This is a genomic window from Amycolatopsis sp. NPDC104863, from assembly GCF_055582965.1.
The window spans coordinates 156,133-174,503 of record NZ_JBVJOW010000002.1 but is presented as its reverse complement, the minus strand read 5'-3'; the positions used below and the strand labels follow the sequence as shown (position 1 = coordinate 174,503).

The window sequence follows — 18,371 nt, the reverse complement described above, 5'->3', positions numbered from 1 at the left end:
GGCCTTTGAGGTCGCCCGTGCAACTTGCGTAACGCGTCTTGTGAACCCCGCGACTGTGCTGCGGGAGGTCTCAATGGCGGCGATCGAACGCATAAGAAGCTGGTACCGCACCACTTTCCAGACCCTGGCCGGGCTGCTGGCCTTCGGGGCCGTGGTCGTGATCGCCTACGGATCCGTGCAGTCCGCCGCGGTGCAGGCGGCGGCCGTCGGTCTGCTCGCCGCCCTGGCCGCGGTGATCTTCGGCGTGATCCTCGGGTTCCTGTTCGGCATTCCGCGCCGGGTCGAAGGAGAAACCGGCGGCAAGCCGGGGTACGCCGTCAACACGAACCTCGAGCAGGTGTCGGACTGGCTCACCAAGGCGATCCTGGGCATCGGCCTCGTCGAGCTGGGCAACCTCGTCACCGGCTTCGGAAGCCTGAGCAGAACGCTCGGCGCCGCGATGAGCGACTCCGACGTCAGTGTCGCGGCCGCGGGCGGGATCTTGGTGTTCTTCGCCCCCGTCGGGTTCCTCGGGGGCTACCTCTGGGCTCGCACCACCTTCATGGGCGCGCTGGCCGACCTCGACATCGTCCGGGCGCCGGTGACGGATTCGATCGTCGACCTCGGTGAGCAGGTCCGGCTCAAAGCGCGCAAGGTCGGGGTCGCGCAGGAGGAGCTGGCCGCCGGGGACGGCGACTTCGAGAACCGGGAGCCGCTGCTGGACATCCCGGCGCCCGAGGTCGACCAGGTCGCGGACCTGACCACGCTCTGGCGGGAGATCGAGGAGGTCCTGATCAGGCTGGCCGGCCCGGTCGGTGACGAGATCGGGAGTGTGGACGAGGTCGTCGCGGTGCTCCGGGGGCGCGGAATCCTCGACGAGACGATCGTCGACACGCTGCGCAAGCTCGCCGCCGCGGTCAAGGAGCTGACCGGCGGCGCGGTGCTGTCGGAGAAGGACAGCGCCGCGGTCCGGGCCGGTGGCGCGGAGACGCTCGCGGCCCTGGCGAGGTTGCGGCGGGTCGCGCCGGCGGCTTTCGAACAGCACGTCCTCGCCCGGCTGCGGGCGGTCGCCGCGCCGGAGTGGCAGGTCGACTTCGACGTCGCGTTCGAGGGCACCGCCCGGCGCCGGATCCGGGTCGACGCGATGGTGCGGAACGGTGACCGCGAGGTCGCGGTCGAGGTGCGGGCCCAGGTGGTGGGCAAGCGGGCGAGGTGGTCCAGGCTGGTCGACTGGCTGGAGCGGGTGCCGCGAGGCCTGCCCCTGCTCGTGGTGCTGCCGGACCACGCCGCGAGTGTGCGTTCCGCAGCGAGCGCCCAGCACCTCGACACCCTGCGAGTGCTGGAATGGGACACCGAAGCCGGGCAGCTTCGGGAAGTCCTGCGCGAAATGCTGGAGGCCGGCTCGGCCTAACGACCCGCGGGAGTCACGTTCAGCATCATCCCGGCCAACCCCCGAGCCCGAACGGTCAGCTTCTTCGCCGCTTCCTTCAACACCACCGAAGCCGGCGCATCCGGCGCCGCCAAAACCAACGGCTCACCCGCGTCACCCTGCTCGCGCAGGCGGGGGTCCAGCGGCACCTGCCCCAGCAGCGGCACCTCCGACCCGATCGACTTCGACAGCGACGCCGCCACCGAAGCACCGCCGCCCGAGCCGAAGATCTCCAGGCGGGAGCCGTCTTCCTGCTCCAGCCACGACATGTTCTCGATGACCCCCGCCACGCGCTGACGCGTCTGCAGCGCGATCGCCCCGGCCCGCTCGGCCACCTCGGCCGCCGCCTGCTGGGGGGTCGTCACCACCAGGATCTCCGCGTTCGGGATCAGCTGGGCCACCGAGATCGCGATGTCGCCGGTGCCCGGCGGGAGGTCCAGCAGCAGGATGTCGAGGTCGCCCCAGAAGACGTCGGCCAGGAACTGCTGCAACGCCCGGTGGAGCATCGGGCCGCGCCAGACCACCGGGGTGTTGCCCGGGGTGAACATGCCGATCGAGATCACCTTCACGCCGTGGGCCTGTGGCGGCATGATCATCGTGTCGACCTTGGTCGGCTTCTCGCGCGCGCCCAGCATGCGGGGGATCGAGTGGCCGTAGATGTCCGCGTCCACCACGCCGACCGACAGCCCGCGCTGGGCCATCGCCGCGGCCAGGTTCACCGTGACCGACGACTTGCCGACGCCGCCCTTGCCGGACGCGACGCAGTACACCCGCGTCATCGAGCCCGGCTGCGCGAACGGGATCACCGGCTCGTCGGTGTCACCGCGCAGGGACTTGCGCAGCTCGGAGCGCTGCTCGTCGCTCATCACGTCCAGCTCGACGCGCACGTCGGCGACACCCGGGAGCTTCGCCACCGCCTCGCGGGTGTCGTTCGTGAGCGTCGCCTTCAGCGGGCAGCCGGCCACCGTGAGGTAGATCCCGACGGTGACCACTCCGTCGTCGCCGACGACGACGTCCTTCACCATCCCCAGGTCGGTGATCGGTTTCTTGATCTCCGGGTCTTGCACGCTCTTCAGCGCGCTGCGGACGTCGTCGACGCTGGGGAGCTGCTGGGTGCTGGTCACCCGACCCATGTTACGAGCCGGTAGGAGTGCGCGGCTTCCTGGGCTTGACGTCGAGGTCGTCGCGCAGCCGGTCCAGCTCGCTGCGCAGGTAGTCCCGCGTCGCGACTTCGCCGACCGCGAGCCGCAGCGCGGCCAGCTCCCGGGCCAGGTACTCCGTGTCGGCCTTCGTCTGCAGCGCCCGGTTCCGGTCCTCCTCCAGGGAGACGCGGTCGCGGTCGTCCTGCCGGTTCTGCGCCAGCAGGATCAGCGGCGCCGCGTACGCCGCCTGCGTCGAAAAAGCCAGGTTGAGCAGGATGAACGGGTACGGGTCCCACTGCAGCGAAACCGCGGCCAGGTTCAGCACGATCCAGACGATCACGATGAGCGTCTGCCAGAACAGGTACTTCCCGGTGCCGAGGAACCGCGCGATCCGCTCGGTGAACCGCCCGAAGGAGTCCGGATCGATGTTCAGCTTGAACCGGTTCTGGCTGCGGGGCTGGTCGAGCCGCCGTCCCGAAGTCAGCTCAGGCACGGTCTTCCTCCAAGGTGTCGTGCAGGCCGGTTTCGCGCCAGTCCTCGGGCAGCAGGTGGTCGAGGACGTCGTCGACGGTCACCGCGCCGATCAGGTGGTCTTCGCTGTCGACGACCGGTCCGCAGGTCAGGTTGTACGCCGCGAAGTACCGCGTGACCTCGGCCAGCGACGCGCGCGGCTGCAGCGGCGGCAGCCCGGTGTCGACGGCGCTGGCGACGAGCTCCGCGGGCGGCTCCCGCAGCAGCCGCTGGAAGTGGACAACACCGACGTAGCGGCCGGTCGGCGTCGCGGTCGGCGGGCGGCAGACGAACACCATGCTGGCCAGCGCCGGCGGCAGCTCGGCGTTGCGGATGTGCGCGAGCGCCTCGGCGATGGTCGTGTCCGGGGTCAGCACCACCGGCTCCGGCGTCATCAGGCCGCCCGCGGTGTCGGACGAGTACGCCAGCAGCCGCTTGACCGGCGCGGACTCCTCCGGCTCCATCAGCTCCAGCAGCCGGTTCTGCTCGGCCGGGGCCAGCTCGGCCAGCAGGTCGGCGGCGTCGTCGGGGTTCATCGCCTCGAGGACGTCGGCCGCGCGCTCCTCGGCCAGGTAGGCCAGCAGCTCCTTCTGGTCGTCGTCGGGCAGCTCTTCGATGACGTCGGCGAGGCGCTCGTCGTCCATCGCGTCGGCGACCTCGTGGCGCCGCTTGAGCGGCAGGTCGCGCACGGTCGCGGCGATGTCGGCCGGGCGCATGGTGTCGAACAGCATGAGCAGCTGCCCGGCGCCCTGGGGCTGCGCGCCGAGGTCGTTGAGGCCGAGGCCGGAGACCTCCGACCAGGGCAGCACCTGCATGGTCGCGCGACGGCGGGTCAGCCCGAGCCGCCGCTCCCGGATGGCCAGCTTGGCCAGCACCCAGTCGCGGGTGCGGGTCGGCTCCATCCCGGCGTCGACGACCGTGATCCGCGTTTCGGACCCGGCCAGCGTGGCGTGGGCGTCGAGGAGCTGGCCGAGCACCAGGACCTCGTTGGGGCGCTGGTTGAACTGGCGCATGTTGACCGAGCCGGTGGCGAGCGTCACGGCGGTCGGCTCGATCGAGGTGACCCGCAGCATCGGCACGAAGACCCGGCGGCGCGTGGTCAGCTCGACGACCAGGCCGAGGATCCGCGGCGGCTGGGCGTCCAGGCGCAGGCCGGCGACCAGGTCGCGGACCCGGCCGATGGACTCGCCGTCGGGGCCGAATACCGGCAACCCGGACAGCTGAGCTGCGAAAACCCTGTTGACCGCGGCCATGCCGCTGACACTATCGGCTGGCCGCCCACGGAGCGATTTCCGCCACTGTGACGAAGGCCGGGTCGTCGCTGTCCTCGTTGTCCCCTTCCGCCTTCCAAAGCCAGTTCTGCACCGCCCGCACGAGCGTCCACGCGCGCGCCTTCTCGGCGTCCAGCTCCTGCGAAGCGACGATCAGTGCGAACCGCGCGTCCAGTGTGGACTCGGTGAAGCGGTTCCAGAACAACGGGATCACGCCCCACTCGAGGTCACCGGCGAGCGGTTTCGGGTCGATGACCAGCCACGGCTCGCGCGTGCCGGCCAGGACGTTCTGGAAGTGCAGGTCCTCGTTCACCAGAAGTTCGCCCGACGACGGCCCGAGCTCGCGGCAGATCGCGACGGCGTTGTCCACCAGCCGCCGCTCGAACGGCTCGCCCAGCTCGGTCCAGCGGCGGGGGAGCTCCTCGGTGAGGTTTGCGGCTTCGGTGCGCAGCCGCCGGGTCAGTGCCGGCGGCGCGGGCACGGCCAGGCGCCGCGCCAGCTCGCCGAGGACGGGAACGGCCTCGCGCAGCGGGAGGTCGTCGAGGGTGCGCGTGGCGTCGAGCCGCTCCAGCAGGAGGACGCCGTCCTCGGGCGCGGAGTCCAGTAGCCGCACCGCACCGCGACCGGCCCATGTGGACAGTGCGAGCGGCTCGTCGGCGGATTCTTCGTCGCGCCAGCCCAGTTTCAGCACGACCGGGGTGCCGTCGGCGCGCCGCGCGGGCTGCACCACGCCGACGTACCCGTGCATCGCCTCGCCCTCGAAGGTGAGGTCCCACTTCCGGGCGTAGCCGGCGGCGAGCTCCGGCAACGCCGCCAGCCACGGGACGGCTTCGGGGCCGAGCACCCGCGGCGCCCGGCCGGCGAACAGCGGGGGGACGCGCAAGTCGTTCACCCCCTCAGCCTGGCAGCCGCGTCCAGCGCGTTTCGCCCTGCTCCGCACGGGCGTACGCTGGGATTTCAGGGGACGACAACCCCGGGAGCTGCCATGGTGGTGGAGATTCTCAGCGCCGTCGTCGTCGCGGGAGGTGCCTGGCTCGCGGCCAGCGTGCGTGTGGTGAAGCAGTACGAACGCGGGCTGGTCTTCCGGTTCGGGCGCGTCCGCGCCCAGGTCCGCGAGCCCGGCCTGGCGATGCTGGTCCCGTTCGCCGACCGGCTGCAGAAGGTCAACATGCAGATCGTGACCCTGCCGGTGCCCGCCCAGGACGGCATCACCCGGGACAACGTCACCGTCCGGGTCGACGCGGTGGTCTACTTCAAGGTCATCGACCCGGTGATCGCGGCGGTCAACGTGCAGGACTACCGGTCCGCGGTCGGCCAGGTCGCCCAGACGTCGCTGCGCTCGATCATCGGCAAGAGCGACCTCGACGACCTGCTCTCCAACCGGGAGCGGCTCAACGAAGGCCTCGAGCTGATGATCGACAGCCCCGCGCTGGACTGGGGCATCCACATCGACCGCGTCGAGATCAAGGACGTCGCGCTGCCGGAGGCGATGAAGCGCTCGATGTCGCGGCAGGCCGAGGCGGAGCGGGAACGGCGCGCGCGCGTCATCTCCGCCGACGGTGAGCTGCAGGCGTCGCACAAGCTCGCGCAGGCCGCGGCGACGATGGCCGACACGCCCGCGGCGCTGCAGCTGCGGCTGCTGGAGACGGTCGTGCAGGTCTCCGCCGAGAAGAACTCGACGCTGGTGCTGCCGTTCCCGGTGGAGCTGCTGCGCTTCCTGGACTCGAACACGCGACGCGGAGTGTCCGCGGCCGACGCCGCCGAAGCCGCCGCGCCGAAGCCGGCACCCAAGCCCGAGCCCGAGCCCCAGCCGGAACCCGAAGCGGTGGAGGCGAAACCGGAGGCGAACGGCCACGCGGCGCCGGCGCCGCGCAGCCCGGGCGACGCGGCGCTGCCGGCCGCCGACTAGCTGTCGAGCTGCCCGTTCGCGCCCAGGATGATGATGGTGGTGAAGAAGCCGACCCACAGCGCGATGACGACGTAACCGACGATCACGGCGGCCGTGGCGAGCCCGCGGCCGCCCGCTTCGCCGCGGTTGGTCTTGCTCAGCGCGATGTGGCCCATGATCAGCCCGGCGAGCGCGGTGATGCCGGAGCAGAAGCCGAGGATCGAGCAGACCAGCGCGCCGATCGCGAGCGCGTTGTCCTGCTTGCGCGCCTGGAGGCCGTACCCGGGCTGGCCGAAGGGCGCCGGCGGCCCGTACGCCGGGCCGCCGTACGGGGACGGGTACGGCTGCTGGTAGGTCTGCTGCGGGTACGTCGGCTGCTGCGGGTAGGTGGGCTGCGGGTACACCGGCTGCGGCTGGCCCGGGGCGGCGTACGGCGTGCCGGGGATGTGCGCGGCGGGCGTCTCGAACGAGCCCGGCGGCAGCGGGGCGGGCTGCTCGGCGACGGTGGTGTCGCCGGCGCCCGGGTCCGCGACGGTGGTGTCGGAGACCGTGGTGTCGGCCGTGGCCGTGTCCGGCTCGGCGGTGGACGGCGGGTCGTAGCTCTCCGGTGTGTAGGACGGCGCCTCCGCGGGCGGCGGCGGCTCGTACGACACGGTCGGATCGGCGGCCGGACGGTCCTTGTCCCCGGACGGGTCGGTCATGACGGGTCCCCTCGCTTCGTGCAGGGCTCCAACGTTAGCCGTTCGGGTCGGGCCGTCGGCGGGAGATCCACCCGGCGGAGCGTGAGCGCCCTCATAGCAGCGACGCGCGAACCGGGTCATACTCACCGGTAACCCAGCGCCGGGAGCCGGCGCGCGTCTCCAGGAAGGGAGCCGTGATGGCCCGCCTCGCCCAGACCGCCGGCCTGTCCGACGTGCAGTCGGAGATCCTCGCGACCGTCCGCTCGTTCGTGGACAAGGAGGTCATCCCGCACGCGCAGGAGCTCGAGCACTCCGACACCTACCCGGCGGACATCGTCGAGGGCATGAAGGAGATGGGCCTGTTCGGGATCACCATCCCGGAGGAGTACGGCGGGCTCGGCGAGTCGCTGCTGACCTACGCGCTGGTCGTCGAGGAGATCGCGCGCGGCTGGATGAGCGTGTCCGGCGTGATCAACACGCACTTCATCGTGGCGCACATGATCACCCGCCACGGCACGGAGGCGCAGAAGCAGCACTTCCTCCCGCGGATGGCCACCGGCGAGGTCCGCGGCTCGTTCTCGATGTCGGAGCCGGACCTCGGCTCGGACGTCGCCGCGATCAAGACGCGCGCTCGCCGCGAAGGCGACGGTTACGTCATCGACGGTTCGAAGATGTGGCTGACGAACGGCGGTTCGTCCAACCTGATCGCGCTGCTCGTCAAGACCGACGAAGGCGCCGAGAAGGCCCACCAGAACCTGACGACGTTCCTCGTCGAGAAGCCGGAGGGCTTCGGCGAGGTGGCGCCCGGGCTCACCATCCCCGGCAAGATCGACAAGATGGGGTACAAGGGCGTCGACACCACGGAAGCGGTGTTCGACGGCTACAAGATCGGCGGGGACATGGTCCTCGGCGAGGCGCCGGGCCGCGGGTTCGCGTACATGATGGACGGTGTCGAGGTCGGCCGCGTGAACGTCGCGGCGCGCGCGTGCGGCATCGCGATCCGGGCGTTCGAGCTGGCGGTGGAGTACGCCCAGCAGCGCAAGACGTTCGGCAAACCGATCGCCGAGCATCAAGCGATCGGGTTCAAGCTGGCCGAGATGGCGACCAAGGTCGAGGCGGCCCACCTGATGATGGTGAACGCGGCCCGGCTCAAGGACTCGGGCGAGCGCAACGACGTCGAAGCGGGGATGGCCAAGCTGATCGCGTCGGAATACTGCGCGGAGGTCACGCAGGACTCGTTCCGCATCCACGGCGGTTACGGGTACTCGAAGGAGTACGAGATCGAGCGGCTGATGCGCGAGGCGCCGTTCCTGCTGATCGGCGAGGGCACGAGCGAGATCCAGAAGACGATCATCAGCCGGGGGTTGCTGCGGGAGTACAAGTCCCGGTCCTGAGGCCTCGACGCCGGATTGTCGCTGTGTCGACAATTCGGCGTCCGGCCTTTCGGGGTAAGCGGCTCGCACGGTCCGGGCGTTCTTGACAAGATGGACGCCCAGGACCCACGAGTGCGCAGGTGATGATGGTGAGTAGTCCCTTCGGCGGAGGCCGGGCGCCCCAAGGCCTGCCGCGCTTGCCGACCCCGCCGACCGGCTGGCCGATCGGCTCGTACGCGACCTACGGCGAGGCGCAGCAGGCGGTCGACTTCCTCGCGGACAGCGAGTTCTCCGTCAGCGACGTGACCATCGTCGGGGTCGACCTCATGCTCGTCGAACGCGTCATCGGGAAGCTGTCCTGGGGACGCGTGCTCGGCACCGGCGCGGTTTCCGGCGCCTGGTTCGGCCTGTTCGCCGGCCTGCTGCTCGGCCTGTTCGTCAACCAGGGCTTCGCGCTGCAGCTGCTCACCGGGCTCGTGCTGGGCGTGCTCTCCGGCCTGATGTTCGCCGCGATCGGGTACAGCATGTCGCGGGGGCGGCGGGACTTCTCCTCGGCGAGCCAGCTGGTCGCCGGCCGCTACGACGTCCTGTGCCAGCCGCGCTCGGCGGAGCAGGCGCGCGAGCTGCTCGCGAAGCTGGCGCTCAAGCCGCCCCCTGCCCACCCCTAGGAAACCCCACCCCTAGCAGGGAAAAATCACAGTTCAGTCTGCAGTGGGCTGAATCGTTACCGATACTGCTTGCGGGGTGTGATCGCCCGGCATAAGTTGTCCGACACCAGTCGGGCGGCCTCGCCCAACCAGCGCGGCCGCCCGAGCACTAGCACGTCGGGGTGCTGGCGCGGTTCGCCTCATCGCGTCGTGGTGCCCACCGGGCGCCGCGGTAACCGGCGTGCACGCGGGTGAGGAGGCCTGATGGGGAAGAGGATCGGCGCGGGCAAACGGGGACGTTCGCCCGGCCGCACCGCGGTCCTGCTGGGGGCAGGGGCTTTGGTGACCGGCATGCTGGCCGGTTGCGGTTCGGGTGGCGGGTTGAAGATCAACGTCTACTACGCGCCCGAAGACAGCTTTCAGAAAGTCGTCGACAACTGCAACCAGGCAGCGGGCGGCCGCTACGAGATCGTCTACAACAAACTGCAGCGCGGGTCGGACGACCAGCGCCTGCAAATGGCCAGGCGGCTCGCCGCGGGCGACACCGCGATGGACGTCCTCGGCCTCGACGTGACCTGGGTTTCGGAGTTCGCCGAAGCCGGGTGGATCGAGGAGTGGAAGGACCAGAACAAGACCGCGGCGTCCCAGGGAGTCCTGCAGGGCCCGCTGGAAACGGCGACCTACAACGGGAAGCTCTACGCGGCCCCGAAGAACACGAACATCCAGCTGCTCTGGTACGACGACCGGATCACCCCGTCCGCGCCCAAGACGTGGGACGAGATGATCCAGAAGTCGCAGGAGCTCAAGGCGCAGGGCAAGCCGTACAGCATCGTCTTCACCGGCGCGCAGTACGAAGGCCTCGTCGTCTTCTACAACACGCTCGTCGAGTCCATGGGCGGGCACATCCTGTCCGACGACGGCAAGTCCGTCGTGATGGACGAAGGCGCGGTGAAGGCGCTCGCGCTGCTGAAGCAGATCACCGCGTCCGGGATCACCGACGCGTCGCTGACCAACTCGAAGGAGGACGACGTCCGGCAGACGTTCCAGCGCGGGGACGCCGCGTTCGAGCTGAACTGGCCGTTCGTCTACGCCTCCTACGCGAAGGACAAGGCGTCCGACGTCTCGCACTTCAAGTGGGCCGTCTACCCCGAGGCGCAGGCCGGGACCCCGGCCAAGACCACCATCGGCGGGTACGACCTCGCGGTCAGCTCGCTGTCGGCGCACAAGCCCGAGGCGTACGAAGCGGCGTTGTGCCTGCGCAGCGCGGAGAACCAGAAGTTCTCGGCGATCAACGACGGTGTGCCGCCGACCATCGAATCGGTGTACCACAACGACACCCCGCTCGACCCGTCGAAGCCGGCCGGTGACGACAACCCGAACATGGCGATCAAGTACCCGATGCGCGACTCCATCCTGGACGCGCTGAAGGACGCCGCCGTGCGGCCGCTGACCCCGGCCTACCAGAACATGTCGACGGTGATGTCGAAGGTCCTTTCACCGCCGGCCGAAATCGACCCGAAGGCCACCGCGGACAAGCTGCGCGAGCAGCTCAACGACGCGCTCCAGTCGAAGGGAGTGATCCCGTGACCGTTCAGGACTCGACCCCGGCCGACACCGCCGGGGCCACGGTCGCCGGGGAGGCGACGTCGGGCAGGAAGGGCAAACCCGCGCTCTCCGAAGGGAAGAAGGCCGAGCGGAAGCTCGGGCTGTGGCTGTGCGCGCCCGCGTTCGTCGTGATGATCGCCGTCACCGGCTACCCGATCGTCTACTCGATCTGGCTGTCGCTGCAGCGGTACGACCTGCGGTTCCCGGCGCAGCAGGAGTTCGTCGGCTTCGCCAACTACGGCGCCGTGCTGTCCAACTCGTACTGGTGGACGGCGTTCGGGACGACCATGTTCCTGACCGTCGTGTCGGTGGCGATCGAGTTCGTCCTCGGCATGGCGCTGGCGCTGGTGATGCACCGGACGCTCGTCGGGCGCGGGCTCGTCCGCACGGTCGCGCTGATCCCGTACGGCATCGTCACGGTCGTCGCGGCGTTCTCGTGGTACTACGCGTGGACGCCGAAGACCGGCTACCTGGCGAACTGGCTCGCCGCGGACGGCGCGCCGCTCACCGACCAGTGGCCGTCGCTGTTCATCATCATCGGCGCCGAGGTGTGGAAGACCACGCCGTTCATGGCGCTGCTGCTGATGGCCGGCCTGGCGCTGGTGCCGGACGACCTGCTCAAGGCCGCGGCGATGGACGGCGCGAGCGCGTGGCAGCGGTTCACCAAGGTGATGCTGCCGGTGATGAAGCCGGCGATCCTGGTGGCCCTGCTGTTCCGCACGCTCGACGCGTTCCGGATCTTCGACAACATCTACGTCCTCACCGGCGGCGCGCAGGACACCGGCTCGGTGTCCATGCAGACCTACGACAACCTGGTCAAGGGCCTCAACCTCGGGATCGGGTCGACGATGGCCGTGCTGATCTTCATCACGGTGGCGATCATCGCGTTCATCTTCATCAAGGTGTTCGGCACGGCCGCACCGGGTTCGGACACGGGGGGTAAGCGCTGATGGTGATGGGAACCGTCACGACGGGCCGCAAAGTTCGCTGGGGCCTGGTCGACATCCTCGTGCTGGTGTTCGCGCTGGTGCCGGTGCTCTGGGTCGTTTCGCTGTCGTTCAAGACCAAGGACACGCTGACCGACGGGTTCTTCATCCCGCAGTCGTGGACCTGGCAGAACTACGCGGACATCTTCCAGACGTCGGAGTTCCTGCTGGCGCTGGTGAACTCGATCGGCATCGCGATCATCTCCACGGTGATCGCGGTGGTGCTGGGCACGATGGCCGCCTACGCGATCGCGCGGCTGGAGTTCCCCGGCAAGCAGCTGCTCGTCGGGCTCTCGCTGCTGATCGCGATGTTCCCGCAGGTGTCGCTGGTGACCCCGCTGTTCAACATCGAGCGGAACCTGGCGCTGTTCGACACCTGGCCGGGGCTGATCCTGCCCTACATCACGTTCGCCCTGCCGCTGTCGATCTACACGCTGTCGGCGTTCTTCCGGGAAATCCCGTGGGAGCTGGAGAAAGCGGCGAAGATGGACGGCGCGACGCCGGCCCAGGCGTTCCGGAGGGTGATCGCGCCGCTGGCCGCGCCGGGGGTGTTCACCACCGCGATCCTGGTGTTCATCTTCTGCTGGAACGACTTCCTGTTCGCCATCTCGCTGACGTCGACCACGGCGTCGCGCACGGTGCCGGCGGCGCTGTCGTTCTTCACCGGGTCCTCGCAGTTCGAGGACCCGACGGGTCAGGTGAGCGCGGCCGCGGTCGTCATCACCATCCCGATCATTGTGTTCGTGTTGTTCTTCCAGCGTCGCATCGTGGCGGGGCTGACCTCCGGTGCGGTGAAGGGGTAGTCATGGCTGAAATCGTCCTCGACAAGGTGTCGAAGAAGTACCCCGACGGCGCGCTCGCGGTGTCCGAAGTGGACATCACCATCGCCGACGGCGAGTTCATCATCCTGGTCGGCCCGTCCGGCTGCGGGAAGTCGACCACGCTGAACATGGTGGCCGGCCTGGAGGACATCTCCTCCGGTGAGCTGCGCATCGACGGTGCGCGCGTCAACGAGAAGGCCCCGAAGGACCGCGACATCGCGATGGTGTTCCAGTCCTACGCGCTCTACCCGCACATGAGCGTGCGGGAGAACATGGCGTTCCCGCTGCGGCTGGCGAAGGTCGACGACAAGACCGTGCGGGCGAAGGTCGAGGAGGCGGCGACGATCCTCGACCTGACCGCGCACCTGGACCGCAAGCCGGCCAACCTCTCCGGTGGCCAGCGCCAGCGCGTCGCGATGGGGCGGGCGATCGTCCGGAACCCGAAGGCGTTCCTGATGGACGAGCCACTGTCCAACCTGGACGCCAAGCTCCGCGGCCAGATGCGGACGTCGGTGTCGAAGATCCAGAAGCAGCTCGGCACGACGACGCTGTACGTCACGCACGACCAGACCGAGGCCATGACCCTGGGCGACCGGGTCGTGGTGCTGCGCGGCGGGTACGTGCAGCAGATCGGCGCGCCGCAGTTCCTCTACGACAACCCGGCGAACCTCTTCGTCGCGGGGTTCATCGGCTCGCCGTCGATGAACTTCGTCCCGGCGACGCTGGAGAACAACGAGCTGCGCAGCCCGCTGGGCACCACGCCGCTCACCGACCGGGTCCGGCAGCTGGTGGAGAAGGCGAACGCGCCCCGCGAGGTGCTGGTCGGCATCCGGCCGGAGCACTTCGAGGACGCGGCGCTGGTCGAAGCGGGCCAGAAGGCGGGCGGCGGCACGTTCACCGCGCACATCGACGTGCTCGAGTCGATGGGCTCGGAGAAGTTCGCCCACTTCACGCTCGAAGGTGACGTGGCGACGTCCGCGGAGCTCGCGGAACTGGCCGCGGACAGCGGTTCGGCCGACGTGCCGGGCTCGGAGTCCCAGATCGTCGCGCGGCTCTCGGCGGAGTCGTCGGCGAAGGAGAACTCGGACCTCGAGGTCTGGTTCGACGCGGACAAGATCAAGCTGTTCGACCCGGCCAACGGCAAGAACCTCACCTACGAGGACTGACCCTGCCGCACCTCGTCGTGAGTGGTAATTGGGGTTCTAACCCTAATTACCACTCACGACGGCGGTCAGGCCCGGGGCAGCTTCGGGAGCAGGACCGCGGCGGCGGTGCGGGCCACGCCGCAGGTGGCGTCGTTCGCCGTGCCCGCGGTCTCGACCACGCTGATCTCCGCCAGTTCGCGGTGGCCGGGCAGGCCCGGGGCCGGCTGGCTGGTGTCGACCAGGCAGAACGCGCCGGACTGACGCAGCCGGGCCTCGCGGCCGCCGATCTGCTCGTCCGAGACGGCCGGCATCTGCGGTTCGATCGTCTCCACCGTCAGCTTGAAGCTGACCTTGCCGCGGAAGCAGCTGTGCCCGGACAGCCCGGTCGTCGGCCGGGTGCCGGCGCCCGAGACGGCGTCGAGCTCGTGGCTGTCGAGCATCGCGCACGGCAGCACCAGGCCCCACGACTTCTCGGGGAACGTCAGCCGCTTGACCTTGTTGCCGGTGATGGCCGTGAGCGCCGAGCCGACGGTCGCGTCCGCGACCCCGCAGCGTTCGGCCTGGTTGCCGCCCTCGTCGGTCACCGAGAGGTCGAGCCGGTTGCCGTCGGCGAAGGTGATCGCGCGGGTGCAGGCGCTGCGGTCGTTGAACATCGACTGCTGGATCGCGACGCCGTCGGGCACCGGGCCCGCGTAGGCGTAGGGCTTGATGTTCGGGTCGGAGTCGAAGGCCAGCGGCCCGACGAGGATCGTGCGCGGGCCGGCCTGGGCCAGGCAGCTTTCGAACGTCGGGGTGGCGACGGCGCCGGGCGCGACCTCGGGCACGTCGAGCAGGCTGCAGTAGTCGACGGTGCCGAAGTCGCCGAGCGCGCCGCCCGCGGTCAGCGGCGTGGGGCCGGACGTCTGCTCGGGCGCGGCCTGCGTGGAGGCGCAGCCCGCCGCGAGGAGGGCGCAGAGCATTACGACGGCCAAGCTTTTCCAACGCGGGTACACGGGGCGTAAGTATCACCACATCGGGGCGAAAAAACAGCCCTGACGGGGACATCTCTCAGTATTTTCCGCATCGCGCGCGGAGAACGCGCAGGTCACCGGTTTCCCGGCCCGGCGACGGCGGAATCCGCAGTGCCTGAACGTCTTTCGCCTTTACCGTCCCCTAAGGGAGCGATCCTTCCCACGAGCGATGCGGAACCGGGTGCTCCGGTGGTGAAGTGGGGATAAGAGGAAGTTCGAGGAAAGGGAAAAGACGATGAGCGCACCGGTCACACGACGGCTGTCCCGCCCGCGCCACGGCCGCATGATCGGCGGCGTCTGCGCCGGTCTCGCCCAGCGGTGGGGCATGAAGACCGGCACCGTGCGGCTGCTGGCCGTGCTGAGCTGCCTGCTGCCCGGGCCGCAGTTCGTGGCTTACCTGATCCTGTGGGCGGTCATCCCGTCCGAGTGACGGCGGTGAGGAAGCCGCGCCAGGCGGAAGCGTCGACGGCGAAGTGCGGGCCGGAGGGATCCTTCGAGTCCCGCACCGCCACGGCAGTGGGAACGAACGCAACTTCGACACACGCGGTTTGCTCGTTGCCGCTGTAGCTGCTCTTCCGCCATGCGAGCGCAACTTCCACGCATGCGGTTTGCTCGCCGCCGCTGTAGCTGCTCTTCCGCCAAGCCTGTTCCACAGCCCACCCCTATGCGCTCAGCTGGTCCGCGAGCCGGAGTAGCAGCTCGCAGGATTCCTTCTCGCTCAGCGCGAGCTTACCAAGGGCGGTGAAGCGCCTTGCCAGCTCGGAGATCTGGGTCAGCTTGACCAACTGCAGGTTGCCCGCGGCGTGGTCGACATAGCCGAGGGGGGTGATCGTGTCCGGTGGGAAGCTCAGGATGGTGAAGGCGCCACGCAGGCCCACGTACGTTCCGGCGCCGGCCGGGATGATCTGCACTTTCACGTTGGGCAGTTCGGTCAGCTCGATGATGTGCAGCATCTGCGCTACCAGCACGTGCGGTTCCGCGACCTTCCGCACGAGCGCGGTCTCGTCGACGATCGCGTGCAACTGCAGCGGGTCGTCGCCTTTCAACCGCTCGCAGCGGCGCATTCGCACGTGCAGCATGTGATTGCGCTCGCGGGTACCGCTGTCGGCGTAGAGGGCGCGAGTGAAGGCTTCGGTCTGCAGCAAGCCGGGAACCCACGCCAACTCGAAGTTGCGCACTGAGACCGATTCCGCCTCCAAGGCCGGGTAGCTGCCTACCGAAACACCCTCGATGCGGTTCTGGTTGGGCCGCCGGGCCTCGCGGGCGATGTCGACCAGCTCGACCAGGTCGTCTTCAGGCACCCGGTACAGCTCCGCCATCGCCCGCGCGTGCAGCGGATGAATCGGCCCCTGGCCCTTCTCCATCCGCGACAGCGTGCTCTTCGACAGGTCGAGGTCGCCGCCCGCCTGTTCCAGCGTCAGCCCGGCCTTCTCGCGCCAGGCCTTCAGCTCCCGTCCGAGCTGGAGCCGTCGAATCGCCGGAACGCTGTAGTACGCCACCCGCACCTCCCCGTCGCCATGATCGCGCGGGGTGCAGTGTCCGGGCGGGAGGGCGGCGCCGGGATCCCGCGCCGATCACCCCATCAGGGGCGCCAGCAGGACATCGCGCGGTCGATCTCCTGCTCGTCGAGCGGCGGGCGGGTCAGCTGCGAGGGCTTGCCGGGCTCGGCGCGGAGCCCGTCGAGCAGCATGCCGAGGCTGCGGCGCCACAGGTCCGGGTCGACCGCGCACGTGAACTCGACCACCGAGCCGACCATCATGTGCACGAGCGCCATGTCCGACGGAGCGAAGTCCGCCCGCAGCCCACCGGCGTCCTGCGCCCGCTCGACGAGCTGTGTGATCAACGGCACCATGCGGGCTTTCTCTTCGGCGACGTGCTCGTGGCCGAACTTGTTCGACAGCATGATCTCGCGCAGCCCGCGGTCCGTGGAGTGCAGCTCGGCCGCTTTCCACGTGAAGTCGACGAAGGCTTCCCACGCGTCTTCGGCCTTCAGCGCGGTTTCGGCGAGGTCGCCGATTTCTTCCATCCGCTCGGCGAACATGGCCTCGACCAGGTGTTCCTTGCTGGGGAACCGGCGGTAGACCGTGCCGACGCCGAGGCCGGCGTGGTGGGCGATGTCGTCCAGCGTGGCTTCCAGCCCGCGCTGGCCGAACACTTCGCGGGCCGACGCGAGGATGCGACGGCGGTTGAGTTCAGCGTCACGTCGCAGCGGCCGCGCCGGTGCGGCGGGACCAGCGTCCCGTGCCATGCCGTCCAGTCTAACGCGTCAAGTAGAGGCACCTTCTCCGGTTTGTGTGTACCTTGGGTCGCGTAAGGGGAGATACCTACTCCACATACCGTCTTGATCACTCCCAGTGAGGGGACACCCATGTCCGAATCCACTCTCGCGGTCGCGCCGCCGGGGGACGCGCGCGCCGTCGAGAACCCGCATCACGCCAGGCGCTGGCTGATCCTGGTGATGATCGGCATCGCGCAGCTGATGGTGGTGCTGGACGCGACCGTCGTGAACATCGCGCTGCCCTCGGCCCAGGTCGACCTGGGCTTCTCCAACGACGCGCGGCAGTGGGTCGTCACGGCGTACGCGCTCGCGTTCGGCAGCCTGCTGCTGCTCGGCGGCCGCCTGGCCGACGTCTTCGGCCGCAAGAACGCCCTGCTCGTCGGCCTCGCCGGGTTCGCCGCGGTGTCCGCGCTCGGCGGCGCGGCGAGCAACATCGAAATGCTGCTGATCGCCCGCGCGGCCCAGGGTGTCTTCGGTGCGCTGCTCGCGCCGGCCGCGCTTTCGCTGCTCACCACGACGTTCACCGACCCGAAGGAACGCGGCCGCGCGTTCGGCGTGTTCGGGGCCATCGGCGGTGGCGGCGCGGCGGTCGGGCTGCTGCTCGGCGGCGTGCTGACCGAGTACCTCGACTGGCGCTGGTGCATGTTCGTGAACATCATCTTCGCGGTCGTCGCGTTTGTCGGCGGCTCGATCCTGCTGCGCAACCAGCGTGACGACGGCCCGCGCCCGAAGCTCGACCTGCCGGGCACGGTCACCGCGTCGGCCGGCCTGTTCGCGCTGGTCTACGGCTTCGCGAACGCGGAGTCGGACTCGTGGTCGTCGGTCTCGGTGTGGGGCTTCCTCGCCGCCGGTGTGGTGCTGCTGGGCGTGTTCGTCTGGCTGCAGCAGCGCGTCTCGCACCCGCTGCTGCCGCTGCGCGTGCTGCTCGACCGCAACCGCGGCGGCTCGTACCTGGCGATGTTCCTGCTGGCCATCGGCATGTTCGCGATCTTCCTGTTCCTGACGTTCTACGTGCAGCAGAACCTTCGCTTCACCCCCATCGAGAGCGGCGTCGGCTTCCTGCCGATGGTCGCGACGCTGATGCTGGCCGCCACCACCGCGACGGCCGTCCTGCTGCCGCGCTTCGGCCCGCGTCCGCTGGTCCCGACCGGCATGGCGATCGCGGCGGTCGGCCTGTTCTGGCTGAGCGGCATCGGCCTGGACAGCACGTACGCGTCCGGTGTGCTCGGCCCGCTGCTGGTGATGGGCTTCGGTATCGGGCTGGCGATGGCGCCGGCGATGAGCGTCGCGACGTTCGGCGTCGAGGCGCACGACGCCGGTGTCGCGTCGGCGGCGGTCAACACGATGCAGCAGGTCGGCGGCTCGATCGGCACGGCCCTGCTGTCGACGCTGGCCGGCAACGCGGCGACGTCGTACCTCGCGGGCAAGGTCCCGACGCCGCAGCTGGCGGCCGAGGCGGCGATCGAGAGCTACACGACGGCGTTCACCTGGGCGGCCGTGATCTTCGCGGCGGGCGCGCTGATCAGCGGCCTGCTGCTGCAGTCCGGCGTCCCGAAGGGCGAAGCCGCTCCCGGCGCCGTGCACATGTGAGTCTCGCTTGAACCTTC

The 18,371-nt window shown here is 69.6% G+C and carries 19 protein-coding genes; 10 read left to right on the top strand and 9 right to left on the bottom strand.

What is annotated here, in order from left to right; translation table 11 throughout:
• Positions 1–73: 73 nt before the first annotated feature.
• On the top strand, positions 74–1,390 hold the full coding sequence (locus ACZ63J_RS10085; RefSeq protein WP_465403931.1) for a hypothetical protein: 1,317 nt from the start codon (positions 74–76) through the stop codon (positions 1,388–1,390).
• Here ACZ63J_RS10085 and ACZ63J_RS10080 read toward each other — a convergent pair.
• From ACZ63J_RS10080 to ACZ63J_RS10065, 4 genes are read right to left on the bottom strand one after another with little or no spacing between them, the layout of a single operon-like run.
• Positions 1,387–2,532: an Mrp/NBP35 family ATP-binding protein gene (locus ACZ63J_RS10080; RefSeq protein WP_465335657.1), complete on the bottom strand. Its 1,146-nt coding sequence runs from the start codon at positions 2,530–2,532 to the stop codon at positions 1,387–1,389. The two genes, ACZ63J_RS10085 and ACZ63J_RS10080, sit on opposite strands and share 4 nt — an antisense overlap.
• Positions 2,533–2,542: 10 nt before the next feature.
• Positions 2,543–3,043, bottom strand: a complete 501-nt coding sequence (locus tag ACZ63J_RS10075; RefSeq protein ID WP_465309361.1) for a DUF1003 domain-containing protein — start codon at positions 3,041–3,043, stop codon at positions 2,543–2,545.
• Positions 3,036–4,313: a magnesium transporter MgtE N-terminal domain-containing protein gene (locus tag ACZ63J_RS10070; protein WP_465403929.1), complete on the bottom strand. Its 1,278-nt coding sequence runs from the start codon at positions 4,311–4,313 to the stop codon at positions 3,036–3,038. Before ACZ63J_RS10070 ends, ACZ63J_RS10075 begins: the two co-directional genes overlap by 8 nt.
• 10 nt (positions 4,314–4,323) lie before the next feature.
• Complete coding sequence (locus ACZ63J_RS10065; RefSeq protein WP_465403927.1) at positions 4,324–5,223, bottom strand: aminoglycoside phosphotransferase family protein; 900 nt, start codon at positions 5,221–5,223, stop codon at positions 4,324–4,326.
• Between the two features lie 93 nt (positions 5,224–5,316).
• Here ACZ63J_RS10065 and ACZ63J_RS10060 point away from each other — a divergent pair, with 93 nt between their 5' ends.
• A complete protein-coding gene (locus ACZ63J_RS10060; protein ID WP_465403925.1) occupies positions 5,317–6,240 on the top strand; it encodes a slipin family protein in 924 nt (307 codons plus the stop codon).
• On the opposite strand, the gene ACZ63J_RS10055 is transcribed toward ACZ63J_RS10060, so the two are convergent.
• Entirely contained in the window at positions 6,237–6,920 is a 684-nt protein-coding gene (locus tag ACZ63J_RS10055; RefSeq protein ID WP_465403923.1) for a DUF4190 domain-containing protein, read from the bottom strand. The genes ACZ63J_RS10060 and ACZ63J_RS10055 overlap by 4 nt on opposite strands.
• Positions 6,921–7,096: 176 nt before the next feature.
• Between ACZ63J_RS10055 and ACZ63J_RS10050 the strand changes: the two genes are divergently transcribed.
• The 6 genes from ACZ63J_RS10050 to ACZ63J_RS10025 all read left to right on the top strand — a co-directional run bounded on the left by ACZ63J_RS10050 (position 7,097) and on the right by ACZ63J_RS10025 (position 13,497).
• Positions 7,097–8,293 carry an acyl-CoA dehydrogenase family protein gene (locus ACZ63J_RS10050; protein ID WP_465403921.1) on the top strand — a complete coding sequence of 399 codons (1,197 nt, stop codon included), beginning with the start codon at positions 7,097–7,099 and terminating at the stop codon, positions 8,291–8,293.
• A 122-nt stretch (positions 8,294–8,415) separates the two neighbouring features.
• Entirely contained in the window at positions 8,416–8,940 is a 525-nt protein-coding gene (locus tag ACZ63J_RS10045) for a YflT domain-containing protein (protein ID WP_465309454.1), read from the top strand.
• Between the two features lie 243 nt (positions 8,941–9,183).
• Positions 9,184–10,506, top strand: a complete 1,323-nt coding sequence (locus tag ACZ63J_RS10040; protein ID WP_465403919.1) for an ABC transporter substrate-binding protein — start codon at positions 9,184–9,186, stop codon at positions 10,504–10,506.
• Positions 10,503–11,474, top strand: a complete 972-nt coding sequence (locus tag ACZ63J_RS10035; protein ID WP_465403917.1) for a carbohydrate ABC transporter permease — start codon at positions 10,503–10,505, stop codon at positions 11,472–11,474. The genes ACZ63J_RS10040 and ACZ63J_RS10035 overlap by 4 nt, the downstream gene beginning before the upstream one ends.
• A complete protein-coding gene (locus tag ACZ63J_RS10030) occupies positions 11,474–12,313 on the top strand; it encodes a carbohydrate ABC transporter permease (RefSeq protein ID WP_465403909.1) in 840 nt (279 codons plus the stop codon). The genes ACZ63J_RS10035 and ACZ63J_RS10030 overlap by 1 nt, the downstream gene beginning before the upstream one ends.
• Before the next feature lie 2 nt (positions 12,314–12,315).
• Positions 12,316–13,497 (top strand): ABC transporter ATP-binding protein, encoded by a 1,182-nt coding sequence (locus tag ACZ63J_RS10025; protein ID WP_465403908.1) that lies wholly within the window; start codon positions 12,316–12,318, stop codon positions 13,495–13,497.
• Between the two features lie 65 nt (positions 13,498–13,562).
• On the opposite strand, the gene ACZ63J_RS10020 is transcribed toward ACZ63J_RS10025, so the two are convergent.
• Complete coding sequence (locus ACZ63J_RS10020; RefSeq protein ID WP_465403907.1) at positions 13,563–14,435, bottom strand: hypothetical protein; 873 nt, start codon at positions 14,433–14,435, stop codon at positions 13,563–13,565.
• A 286-nt stretch (positions 14,436–14,721) separates the two neighbouring features.
• On the opposite strand from ACZ63J_RS10020, the gene ACZ63J_RS10015 reads away from it, so the two are divergent.
• Positions 14,722–14,916, top strand: coding sequence for a PspC domain-containing protein (locus ACZ63J_RS10015; RefSeq protein WP_465309383.1), 195 nt, complete (start codon positions 14,722–14,724; stop codon positions 14,914–14,916).
• On the opposite strand, the gene ACZ63J_RS10010 is transcribed toward ACZ63J_RS10015, so the two are convergent.
• The 3 genes from ACZ63J_RS10010 to ACZ63J_RS10000 all read right to left on the bottom strand — a co-directional run bounded on the left by ACZ63J_RS10010 (position 14,900) and on the right by ACZ63J_RS10000 (position 16,734).
• Positions 14,900–15,139 (bottom strand): DUF397 domain-containing protein, encoded by a 240-nt coding sequence (locus ACZ63J_RS10010; RefSeq protein ID WP_465403906.1) that lies wholly within the window; start codon positions 15,137–15,139, stop codon positions 14,900–14,902. The genes ACZ63J_RS10015 and ACZ63J_RS10010 overlap by 17 nt on opposite strands.
• 9 nt (positions 15,140–15,148) lie before the next feature.
• Positions 15,149–15,985, bottom strand: a complete 837-nt coding sequence (locus ACZ63J_RS10005; RefSeq protein WP_465403905.1) for a helix-turn-helix domain-containing protein — start codon at positions 15,983–15,985, stop codon at positions 15,149–15,151.
• 83 nt (positions 15,986–16,068) lie between these two features.
• A complete protein-coding gene (locus ACZ63J_RS10000) occupies positions 16,069–16,734 on the bottom strand; it encodes a TetR/AcrR family transcriptional regulator (protein WP_465335643.1) in 666 nt (221 codons plus the stop codon).
• A gap of 120 nt (positions 16,735–16,854) precedes the next feature.
• Here ACZ63J_RS10000 and ACZ63J_RS09995 point away from each other — a divergent pair, with 120 nt between their 5' ends.
• Positions 16,855–18,354 (top strand): MFS transporter, encoded by a 1,500-nt coding sequence (locus tag ACZ63J_RS09995; protein WP_465403903.1) that lies wholly within the window; start codon positions 16,855–16,857, stop codon positions 18,352–18,354.
• Positions 18,355–18,371 lie beyond the last annotated feature (17 nt).